Raw genomic sequence first — 10,680 nt, 5'->3', positions numbered from 1 at the left:
TATCCGTATTGCCCGCCGTGCTGTCGTAATCCCTCAACGTATCCTGTCCGCTGCCGATACCGAACAGGTAACGATCGTTGCCGATACCGCCCTCCAGGTAGTCGTTACCCACTCCGCCATCCAACAGATCGTTGCCCTCGCTGCCATAGAGCTTGTCGTCCCCCTCACCACCGAAAAGTTGGTCGTTCCCGGAGTTGCCGTCAAGCACATCGTTTCCTACGCCACCATCAAGGGTATCCTGATCGTTGCCGCCGTACAGCTTGTCGTCGCCTTCGCCCCCATACAGCGAATCATTCCCATTCCCACCATATAGAGTATCCATGCCCGCTTGACCGAGCAGGGTATCGTCCCCGTCGTCGCCGTAAATCTGGTCGTCGCCTTCTCCTCCATCCACAACATCGTTGCCGCCATTTCCGTGCAGGGTGTCGTTGGCACCGAGGGAAATCAGAATGTCGTCTCCAGTAGTGCCGTTCATAGTGTCAGTTGCGGCTGAGCCGGTTGTGGCGATGCCGAGCATTTTGAATAGGGGGTTGTCGTAGAGATTGGCAAAATCTCCTGCGAAGCCGATACCGATGAAGCTGCCGAAAAGTTCTTTGAACGATTGGCGGGTCGTCGAGTCGATTTCCTGCAAGGTCAGTTCGGTAAGGAGTCCTTTGGTAATAGTATTCGGATCGGTGGCGTTGAAGAGTTGCAGGAGGGGCACGCCATGGATCGAAACAGCGCTGGCAGTCGTATCCAAACCGACGCTGAGCAGGTCGGTGGTGGGATCATAACCGAGCCCCGGTAGCATGTCGTCCAAGTAGCCACTGGCGACGGCGAATTTGACAAGAAGATTACGGTACAGGCTGTCCCACGCCTTTTGATATAACGCTCCGCTTGTCTGAGTCACACCACCAGAAGTCCATTGGCCATCGCCGATGCGCAGCACGTCAAGGCCCGAGTAGGCTTGGATGACACCGAGTTGCTCAAGGGTCAGGGTGACCCCGGCACGGGCAAAGGTGACGGCGCCATTGTTGGCGGTCAGTAGGGCGTTCGGGTCGATTTCGGTCAGTGTGATGTCGTTCACGCCGGCCCACTGGTAAAGCACCTGCTCGAAGGCGGCGATAAAATCCTGATTGTTGAGGTTGGCGACGGCCTGAGCCACCGTCTCTTGCAGCGCCGGATCGAGAGCCATGGCGATATGCAGATCGGTCATATGACCATAGCCTTTGATGTCAGGCAGTGTCGCGATGTCTTCACAAATTTCTACTTGGCCGACAAAACTGGAAAGAGTGGGATCAGTCGCGAACAGAACTTCGCCTACCTGCCCGGTGGTGCCGTCGGTACGAGTAAAGGAGCCTTCCGACACCAGATGTGCGTCGGTGACGGGATTGGCCAAGGCGGTGCTCGCCAGGCTAATGCTTTGGATGTTGAGATCGGTGAGGGAATGGAGTTCCTCAGCCTGGCTGACGCCGTCACCGTTGAAATCCTGCCAGACTTTGAGGTCGGCGAAGACAGTATCCCCAGCGTCAATCCGGCCGTCGGCGTTGGAGTCGAAAGCGCTAAGCTCGGAAAACCCGCCTTCGGTGGCGCTGCCAAAGAGTTCATTGATGTCGTTGATGAATCCGTCGGCGTTCTTGTCCAACACCAGAAAGCCGTCGTCTCCCTTGAGCCAAGCCGTGCGTGTGGCGAACTGGTCGCCGGTCAGATCGAACATGGCCTGACTGTCGGCCAAACTGGTGAATTCCAGTCCGTCGCCGTCGAGGTCGAGAACCAGGGGGTCGCGGCGGGGAGGGGGTGGTGCGAGAGTGGCGCCGTCACTGCCGGCACCAGCGGCACGACCAATGGCAGCGGCAGCAGTTTCAGGGTCTGGATAAAGTGTCCCCAAAGAACCAGCGCCATCCACTGCGTCTGGCGACTCAAAATAGCCATCGATAGCATTGTTTGTGTAGTAAGCAGCCGCAGAGCCAGCAGCTACACCCAGCAAAATGTTTCCACCGCTAAGCAACGAAACAATCGCAATAGCAGTACCACCTGCAATTGCTGCCCCGACTTGAGAAACTATAGCCTGAGGCACAGACTCATCATTAATTGTCAAATCTGCAACGATCCCCAGCGCCAATCCACCAACAGCAGCCGTGGCAGAAAGAACCTTTATGCCAGTGACAACCTCCCCTGACTTTATTGCGTTCTCAATCACAAGTCCAGCCGCTGATTTAGTCGCGCCATTAATAAAAGTTGCACCATCAACCATCAAACTGGCAGTATTAGTAGCTTCAGACATTATTCCTCCTTTTTCATTTTATAGAAAAACTCGCCGATTTCTGTTTAAGCAACTCTATTGCGGTTTTAAGATTTGAACTATCTTCATAATAAAATGGAAATAAGATCATGATAAATCCAACAAAATATTCATTTATTATGTGTTTAATTGGATTGTCAAACCATCCAGGAACGTGATTCTCTGAGATAACTATTCTTCTGTTAGAGTAAATCAAAACATGGGCATTATCATATTTGATAACATAATTCTTTCTTGTTAAAAAACTTTTTATTTCCATTCTTTCATCATAAAATGAGTATGTCCCAACTCTAAATTGCGGAATAAGAGTTGGCAAACAAATATAAAAAACAAAGGATATGTAAAATAAATGCATTTTTTCTTCAACAATTTGATTATTGACAGGCCATACAGCTTCGTATAAACCAGTTGTCAATACTGGCAATGTCACATAAAAAACAAAAAAAGGTAAAATAAGCAAAAATATTAAAATCATAAAAATCAAATAAAGCCCCAATGACGGACTTATTGTAAACAATGGATGATTCTCTACCTTTTTCGTCATTTCACCCTCATAAATAAGAGACATTTCTACTCACCGCTCCCTACCACTCTCCCCAACCGCCTTAAGCACCGGGCTCAACAAAAACTCAATTAACCTTCGCTCCCCCGTTTTGATCTCCACCGCAACATCCATCCCGGGAGAAAGATTAACGGTCCGGCCGTGTTCAACTTGCATGTTCGTCTTGGCCATTTTCACCCGCGCCGCGTAGACATAGCCCACCTCCTCGATAAGAATGGAATCCTTGGAAAGAGAGACGATTTCCCCGTCAATAATGCCGTAGCGGGTAAATGGAAAAGCATCGACCTTGATTTCTGCCTTCTGTTCGGCGTCGACGAAACCGATATCCTGGTTTCCGACCCAGGCCTCAACTTCCAGTCGATCTTCATCCGGAACGATCACCATGAGCGGCTGGGCTGGGGTGACGATGCCGCCAATGGTATGCACAGCCAACTGCTGAACCGTACCATCTACCGGGGCCGTCAGGCGTTGGCGCTGGTCGGCGTGCTTCGCTTTGACCAGTTCCTGACCCATGGCCTGGGTTCGGGTTTCGAGATCAGCCAGTTGGGCCTGGGTGTTTTTGTGAAATTCAGCCACGATAACTTCCTGAGTCTTTTGGGCCTCAACCAGGGCGGATTCTTCCTGAGCCAGTCGCTGCATGCCGGCGGCCAGCTCTTGCACCCGTTCGATGCGCTCCCGCTCCGTTTCGTCCGCTTCAAGGCGTGAGCCATGCCCCTGGGCATACAGTTCACGAAAAGACTCAGCACGGTGGGTGATGATGGGAAGGATTTGCTCCAGGCGACTCAGGTCGGCTTCGATGCCTTTGATGGCTGATCGCCGTTGCGCCACAACCCGTTCGGCTGCTGCGATGCGTGCGTTGAATTCACGGAGCTGGTCTCGCAACAGCCGTTGTTGCAGGGCGACATAGGTGGGATCAACCCCGTTGGGTGATTTCAGGTCTTCCCGCCCCAGCATGAGAGCCTTGAGCCGGGCGAGATCCACCTGGGCTGATCGGTAATCGTTTTCAATCCGTTCGCGGTCGGCCCCGCTGACCGTCGGGTCAAGCTCGATCAGGACATCGCCTTTTTTTACCGGTTGCCCGTTTTGGACGTGGATCACCGTGACAATCCCGCTCTCTAATGGCTGGATGGTTTTGGTGTATCCGCCGGGAACGATGCGCCCCCTGGCGACGGCGACGATGTCGATCTTGCCGACGCCGGCCCAGACTACGCCCGCGATGAAGAGCAAAACAATGGTCCAGACCACGGCTCGTCCGATGGGCGAGGGTGGCGCGTGCTGAATTTCAAGGACGGCCGGCAAGAATTCGACCTCCCGGCCTTGTGGCAGCAGCGGCGCTTCGGCTTTTCGATCCTCGCGCCAAGCGGCGCGAAATACTGTGAAGTGGTGGAGAATCGTCCGCATCCAACCGGGGATGCCGAACCGGCGGTCAGGCGACGGCATGAATCCCCTCCTGGTGGCGGTGGAGCTGGGCAAAGGCGCCCCCCTGGTGTAAAAGTTCTTGATACGCACCACTTTCGACAATCTGTCCCTTGTCGATGACGAAAATTCGATCGGTGGCGCGCACGGTGGAGAGGCGGTGGGCAATGATGATGACGGTCCGCCCCTTGCTGATCCGCGCCATGTTTTTTTGGATAATGTGTTCCGACTCGTAATCGAGGGCGCTGGTCGCTTCGTCGAAAATCAGAATGCGCGGATTTGTGACCAGGGCGCGGGCGATGGCGATACGCTGACGTTGACCGCCAGACAATGAGCAGCCGTGCTCGCCAACCAGGGTGTCGTAGCTTTCCGGCATTTCGAGGATGAAATCGTGGGCGCCGGCGAGCTTGGCCGCCTGAATCACCCGCTCCATGGGAATAGCGGGGTCGGCCAGGGCGATATTTTCACGAACGGAACGGTTGAAAAGAAAATTTTCCTGGAGCACCACCCCGATCTGACGGCGCAGCCAGGTCGGATCAATTTGTGCCAGATCGACGCCGTCTATGAGGACGCGGCCGCTTTCAGGAACATACAGGCGTTGGATGAGCTTGGTGATGGTGCTCTTTCCCGAGCCTGAGCGCCCAACCAGACCGATGGTCTGTCCCGGCGCCACTTCAAGGGAGAGTTTTCGCAGGACCTCGGGGGTGTCTGGTCGGTAGCGGAAACCGACCTGGTCGAAAATGACTTGACCGGCGATGGTCGGCAGGGTCGCCCGGTTGGGGTTGAAGGCGGGTTCCGGGCGGGTGTTGAGAATGTCGCCGATTCGCTGTACTGAAATGCCGGCTTGTTGGAATTCCTGCCAGAGCTGAACCAGGCGCAGGACCGGGCCACTGACCCGGCCCGCCAGCATATTGAAAGCGACCAGTTGACCGATGGTGAGTCGGGCGCCCATGACCAGATAAGCGCCGGCCCAGATGATGGCAATAGTGGTAAGTTTGTTGACCAGGCCGGCGATCTGGCCGGCAATGTTGTTGAGATGGCCGGAACGAAACCCGGCACGGATGTAGCCGGCCAACTGTTCTTCCCAGCGTCGTTGCATCGCCGGTTCCACCGCCATCGCCTTGAGCGTCTCTATGCCGGAGACGGCTTCAACCAGAAATGCTTGGTTTTCGGCGCCCCGGTTAAATTTTTCATTGAGCCGGGAGCGGATGCGGGGAGTGATCAACAGTGAGAGCAAGATGTAGCAGGGGAGCGAACCCAGCACAATCCAAGTGAGGAGCGGACTGTAGTAGAACATCACGGCGATAAACACGACGGTGAAAAAGAGATCGATGACCACGGTGACGCTGGAACTGGTAAGGAAATTGCGGATGTTCTCCAGCTCGCGTACCCGGGCAATTGAGTCGCCGACCCGGCGAGCTTCGAAATAGCTCAGGGGCAGGCGCAGCAGATGGCGAAACATCTGGGCGCCGAGTCCCACGTCAATGCGGCAGGAAGTGTGGCTAAAAAGGTAGGTGCGCAACCCCGAGAGAATCACCTCGAACAGAGCTAAGGCGATCATGCCGATGCCCAGCACCTGCAAGGTGGTCATCCCCTTGTGTACCAGCACCTTGTCGACCACGACCTGGAAAAACAAGGGGGTGAGGAGAGCGAAGAGTTGGATGAAGAAAGAGGCGAGCAATACCTCTCCAAGAAATTTTCGGTATTTGACGATGGCGGGGATGAACCAGGAGAAATCGAAGCGACGATCCTCCTGACGTTGCCCGGCCCGGCGCGTGAACAGAATCAGTCCGCCGCTCCAGTTTTTCTCGAACTCTTCTCGAGTGAGGATGATCGGTCGATCTTGCGCGGGGTCGTGCAACAACGCGCGGTTACCGTCAATCTTTGCCAGTACGACGAACCTGTCATCGCCGAAGGTTGCCACGGCTGGGAGCGGCATGCTGGTCAGCTTCGCCCAGGTGGTTCTAGTCGTCCCGGCTTTCAACCCAAGCTGTTTGGCGGCACGCAGAATTTCGGTGACGCCGAAGGTTTGCCCGGACTGGCCAAACTCGTGGCGCAACTGATCGCTATCAGCCGGCAGCTCGAAAAACCGGGCCAGCAGCACAAGGCAAGCCAGACCGGAATCAACTCCTTGGGCAGGAGTGAAATCGTTATTCATTTATTTGTGTGGGGGGGGTAAGTGAGGGAAATTAAACGCCGGTTGGGTATGGCGGCAGGCCCCAAAACGGATATGGCAGTTCCCTCGAATTAAAAAACTGCGCACATTAAGCAAGGCAAATAAACATTAAGCTAGAACGCTGCATGCTGTCAATTAAAAATTTGGATCCCCTAAATTTTGCCTTTTTGATTACCCAACCTGTTGAGGCCATAATTTGGTTTCCGGTTCATTGTGTTGAATCAGCCTATAGAGGCAAAGGCAGGTTACGTGGGTATTCTTGCGGCACCCTAACCAAAGGGCTTTCTGTAGATAAATCCCCTTCCCCAAATATGCCGGACCTCCCTCACGTCTTTGCCAAAAAAAGCAAACACTAAAAAACAACACATTAAAACGTCACCACTTGGCGACGCTTTATAAATACGTAATATCTGCAACTTAGCTTTCGTCCCGGGATTCAGGGTCGGTTTTTGGGGACAGATTCGAGGGTTCTGACGCCTTATTTACCAAATGTTAACAGCGCAGAAAGACCAACGCATTGAATTTGCATGAAAAACACAAATTGGCACAGGCAGTGCTATCTACACATTTCAAGCAAGACAACGAAGATGGCGTCGCAAAAAGTCCGCCCTACGGCGTTACGGTGTTTTTTCAGGACCTCGACCTACCTGATGTAGGCCTTCGCCCCCGAAAAAACACCAGGCCTTGTCGGTCGAAATTTTTGCTTAGCCATCGCAAGACTTTTTGCGAATGCATCAACGAAGACCTTACGAGAATAAGCAGGCCAAACTTAACAAAGGAGATCAAAAATGAAAAAGATGCTGCGTAACATCAGTTTGTGTGTTGCTTCTGCTTTGATGCTTTCCGGTATCGCCTTGGCATCCACGGAAACACCATTACCGACCTTCGAAAAAATGGATGTCAATAAAGACAGCCAGGTCAGCAAAGAAGAGGCTCAAGACGCAGAAATGCTGACGGCTATATTCGAAGCTGCCGACGCCAACAAAGACAATATGCTGGACAAAGATGAATACGCTCTGATCGGCAAGCAATAAATTTCGAATTCCCAAACAGGCCGTTCTTGACTGCCTTAGCCAAGAACGGCCTCCCCCTCAACTTCAGGTGGTTTCGCCCCCCCTCCGCAATGAGCTTGAAGCAATCGCGCTTTTCAAACAAACGTCAGCAAGCTCGCTTTTCCTTGGTTGTCCCAGAGCCCTCGAATTTGCTGTCCCCGGACTCATTGCATTATCCGACTGGTAAAGCGCGACTCGAAGCTGAAAATCCTCACACCATTTCAAAGTACGCTTTCAGGGGGGGGGGTACAATCCCACCTCGACAGTCTTGACTTTTCCTCCCTCGACCTGATATGATCACGATTATTGTTGCCGACCTCCTAATACTTGCGCGGACAACAACAGAACACCGCTGTTCCAGAATTGAAAAGACGTTCTTCAAGGCTCCGGAATTTTCTGGAGCTTTTTTATTGCAGCCTGTCCGTAAACGTCGAATTCTCTTGTTACAGTCAAAATCATCCCAATCGGACCGGCTTACCAGATAAGGAATATATGGATTTCAACAGTTTCAATCTCCACCCGAAGATCGCCGCCGGCATCGCTGCCGCCGGTTTTACCCAGCCGACCCCGATCCAGGCGCAGGCGATCCCCAAAATCATGAAACACCGCGATGTCATGGGACTGGCGCAGACCGGCACCGGCAAAACCGCGGCCTTCGGCCTGCCGATCCTGCACCAGTTGATGAACGGCAAGCGCGGCTGCGTGCGCGCCCTGATCGTCGCCCCCACCCGCGAACTGGCCGAGCAGATCCACGTCTCGCTCAGCCAGCTGGGCCAGCAGAGCGGCCTGCGCAGCGTCACCATCTACGGCGGGGTCGGCATCAACCCGCAGGTCACCAAGCTCAAAAAAGGGGCCGAGATCGTCGTCGCCTGCCCGGGGCGCCTGCTCGACCATATCAAGCAGTCGACCATCGACCTGAGCCAGGTCGACGTGCTGGTGCTCGACGAGGCCGACCGCATGTTCGACATGGGCTTTCTGCCGGACATCCGCCGAATCATCAAATGCCTGCCGGTCAAGCGCCAGACCCTGCTCTTTTCGGCGACCATGCCGAAGGAGATCCGGCACCTGGCCGAAGAAGTTCTCAGCAACCCGGAGACGGTGCAAATCGACACCGTCGCCCCGGCCGTAACGGTCAGCCATGCCCTCTACCCGGTCCCCCAGCACCTCAAGACCGACCTGCTGCTGAAGCTGCTCGAGCACACCGATACCGAATCGGTGCTGGTCTTCACCCGCACCAAGCACCGGGCCAAGCGGCTCGGCGAGAAGCTGGAAAAGAGCGGTTACCGGGCGGCTTCGCTGCAGGGCAACCTCTCCCAGTCACGGCGCCAGTCGGCCCTGGACGGCTTTCGCGACGGCAGCTACCAGATCCTGGTGGCGACCGACATCGCCGCCCGCGGCATCGACGTGTCGCAGATCTCGCACGTGGTCAATTTCGACATCCCCGACACACCTGAGGCCTATATCCACCGCATCGGCCGTACCGGCCGCGCCGCCCGCAGCGGCGATGCCTTTACCATGATCACCGATGAGGACGGAGTGATGGTGCGGACCATCGAACGGGTCCTCGGTACCCAGCTTGAGCGCCGTCGCGTGGATGGCTTCGACTACAACGTACCGGCCCCCGAGCGCCCCGCCGAACCCGCACGGCGTCCGATGCGGACCCCGCAACGGGCCAAGCCGCAGGGCAACAAGGCAAAGCCGTCGTCCCCCGGCAGAAAAACCGCCGGCGGCGGCAAGCCCCGGCAGAGATCGCGCTGAGTACGCGTCGAAAGATGCGAATCATTTCCAGAACCCGACGGTAGGCTTTGGATTGGTGCAATAACCTGATAAGCTTCAACTTTAGCCTTATACTCACTTGCAATCACAACCTTACAGGGAGGCTCTATGCAGGACTGGGGAAATGGACCCGATGAGCTTGAAAAGAAGGTCATCGAGATCAAGAATCATCTCAAGAACAAGCTCGGCCCGCAAAAGGGCGTTTTGCCGCTGCTGATCGTGGTCTTTTTGATCATTGTCGGCGGTTACAGCAGCATGTACGAGGTCGACACCGAGGAGACCGGGGTGGTGCTGCGTTTCGGCGAGTTTTCGAGCTACGCCGAGCCGGGACTGCACTTCAAACTCCCCTTCGGTATCGAGCGGGTCTACCTGGTTCCGACCGGCCGGGTCATGAAAGAGGAGTTCGGCTTTCGCACGGTAACCCCCGACGTGCGCACGACCTACACCAAGAAAGGGCTGGAGGAGGAGTCGCTTACCCTGACCGGCGATCTCAACGTCAGCGACGTCGAATGGATCGTACAGTTCCAGATCGCCGACCCGTTCAAATTCATTTTTCGCATCAAGGATCCGGTCGGAACGGTGCGCGACATCGCCGAGGCGATGGTGCGCAAGGCGATCGGCAACGCCAACGTCACCGAGGTCCTCACCACCGAGCGTGCCCTGCTGGCCGGACAGATCGAGCAGAACCTGCAGGCAACGCTTAACAACTACGACATCGGTGTGCGTATCGTCACCGTCAAGTTCCAGGACGTGACCCCGCCCGATCCGGTCAAGGCGGCCTTCAACGAGGTCAATGAGTCGGAACAGCAGAAGGAAAGCCTGATCTTTCAGGCCCGCGAGCAGTTCAACCGCGAAGTGCCGCGCGCCCGCGGTGAGGCGAAGCAGGCGCTGCAGGAAGCCGAAGGCTACGCGGTTGAGCGCATCAACAAGGCGCGAGGCGAGACCAACCGGTTTCAGGCCCTGCTGACCGAATACCGCAAGGCCCCGAACGTCACCCGGCGCAGGATCCACCTGGAAACCCTCGAAGAAGTTCTGCCCCGCCTGGATGAGATCTACGTCATGGACGAAAAAAGCGGGGGCCTGCTGCCGCTGCTGCCACTGCGCAAGTCGTTGGAAGGAGGGGCAAAATAATGAAAGCACCCGTTTTCTTTGTGGTCATAGCGGCCCTGATTGTTATCGGCATGGCCAGCCTCTTCGTGGTTAACGAAGCGGAGCAGGCGATCATCACCCAGTTCGGCAAGCCGGTAGGCGATGTGGTCGGCCCCGGCCTGCACCTGAAGATCCCCTTTGTGCAGAACGTCAACCGTTTTGAAAAACGGATCCTGAAATGGGACGGCGATCCCAACCAGATTCCGACCAAGGACAAGAAATTCATCTGGGTCGACACCACCGCCCGCTGGCGCATCATTGACCCCCT

8 protein-coding genes are annotated in these 10,680 nt (G+C 55.4%); 4 read left to right on the top strand and 4 right to left on the bottom strand.

Annotation, left to right across the window (positions count from 1 at the left end):
- The 4 genes from ABYV89_RS10465 to ABYV89_RS10450 all read right to left on the bottom strand — a co-directional run.
- A partial coding sequence (locus ABYV89_RS10465) for a calcium-binding protein (protein WP_432822900.1) occupies positions 1-2,263 on the bottom strand: 2,263 nt, incomplete at its 3' end.
- Between the two features lie 13 nt (positions 2,264-2,276).
- Entirely contained in the window at positions 2,277-2,825 is a 549-nt protein-coding gene (locus ABYV89_RS10460; protein ID WP_432822899.1) for a hypothetical protein, read from the bottom strand.
- A 30-nt stretch (positions 2,826-2,855) separates the two neighbouring features.
- Positions 2,856-4,283, bottom strand: coding sequence for an HlyD family type I secretion periplasmic adaptor subunit (locus ABYV89_RS10455; RefSeq protein WP_432822898.1), 1,428 nt, complete (start codon positions 4,281-4,283; stop codon positions 2,856-2,858).
- A complete protein-coding gene (locus ABYV89_RS10450) occupies positions 4,270-6,417 on the bottom strand; it encodes a type I secretion system permease/ATPase (RefSeq protein WP_432822897.1) in 2,148 nt (715 codons plus the stop codon). Before ABYV89_RS10450 ends, ABYV89_RS10455 begins: the two co-directional genes overlap by 14 nt.
- Before the next feature lie 806 nt (positions 6,418-7,223).
- Between ABYV89_RS10450 and ABYV89_RS10445 the strand changes: the two genes are divergently transcribed.
- The 4 genes from ABYV89_RS10445 to ABYV89_RS10430 form a co-directional block, all read left to right on the top strand.
- The gene (locus tag ABYV89_RS10445; RefSeq protein WP_432822896.1) at positions 7,224-7,469 is read left to right on the top strand and encodes a hypothetical protein; all 246 of its coding nucleotides are present in this window, start codon (positions 7,224-7,226) and stop codon (positions 7,467-7,469) included.
- A 510-nt stretch (positions 7,470-7,979) separates the two neighbouring features.
- A complete protein-coding gene (locus ABYV89_RS10440) occupies positions 7,980-9,245 on the top strand; it encodes a DEAD/DEAH box helicase (RefSeq protein ID WP_432822895.1) in 1,266 nt (421 codons plus the stop codon).
- A gap of 126 nt (positions 9,246-9,371) precedes the next feature.
- Positions 9,372-10,394: an FtsH protease activity modulator HflK gene (gene hflK / locus ABYV89_RS10435; RefSeq protein ID WP_432822894.1), complete on the top strand. Its 1,023-nt coding sequence runs from the start codon at positions 9,372-9,374 to the stop codon at positions 10,392-10,394.
- Positions 10,394-10,680 (top strand): SPFH domain-containing protein (locus ABYV89_RS10430; RefSeq protein ID WP_432822893.1); only part of this gene is annotated, 287 nt, incomplete at its 3' end. The genes hflK and ABYV89_RS10430, both read left to right, overlap by 1 nt.

Source organism: Trichloromonas sp. (genome assembly GCF_041583255.1).
GTDB lineage: Bacteria > Desulfobacterota > Desulfuromonadia > Desulfuromonadales > Trichloromonadaceae > Trichloromonas.
This window is presented reverse-complemented; position numbering and strand designations above follow the sequence as displayed.

What these genes read in the sequence shown, in the direction of transcription:
- ABYV89_RS10460 (WP_432822899.1), bottom strand. Translation starts at nt 2,825, where the DNA reads ATGACGAAAAAGGTAGAGAATCATCCATTGTTTACAATAAGTCCGTCA.
- ABYV89_RS10455 (WP_432822898.1), bottom strand. Translation starts at nt 4,283, where the DNA reads ATGCCGTCGCCTGACCGCCGGTTCGGCATCCCCGGTTGGATGCGGACG.
- ABYV89_RS10450 (WP_432822897.1), bottom strand. Translation starts at nt 6,417, where the DNA reads ATGAATAACGATTTCACTCCTGCCCAAGGAGTTGATTCCGGTCTGGCT.
- ABYV89_RS10445 (WP_432822896.1), top strand. Translation starts at nt 7,224, where the DNA reads ATGAAAAAGATGCTGCGTAACATCAGTTTGTGTGTTGCTTCTGCTTTG.
- ABYV89_RS10440 (WP_432822895.1), top strand. Translation starts at nt 7,980, where the DNA reads ATGGATTTCAACAGTTTCAATCTCCACCCGAAGATCGCCGCCGGCATC.
- hflK (WP_432822894.1), top strand. Translation starts at nt 9,372, where the DNA reads ATGCAGGACTGGGGAAATGGACCCGATGAGCTTGAAAAGAAGGTCATC.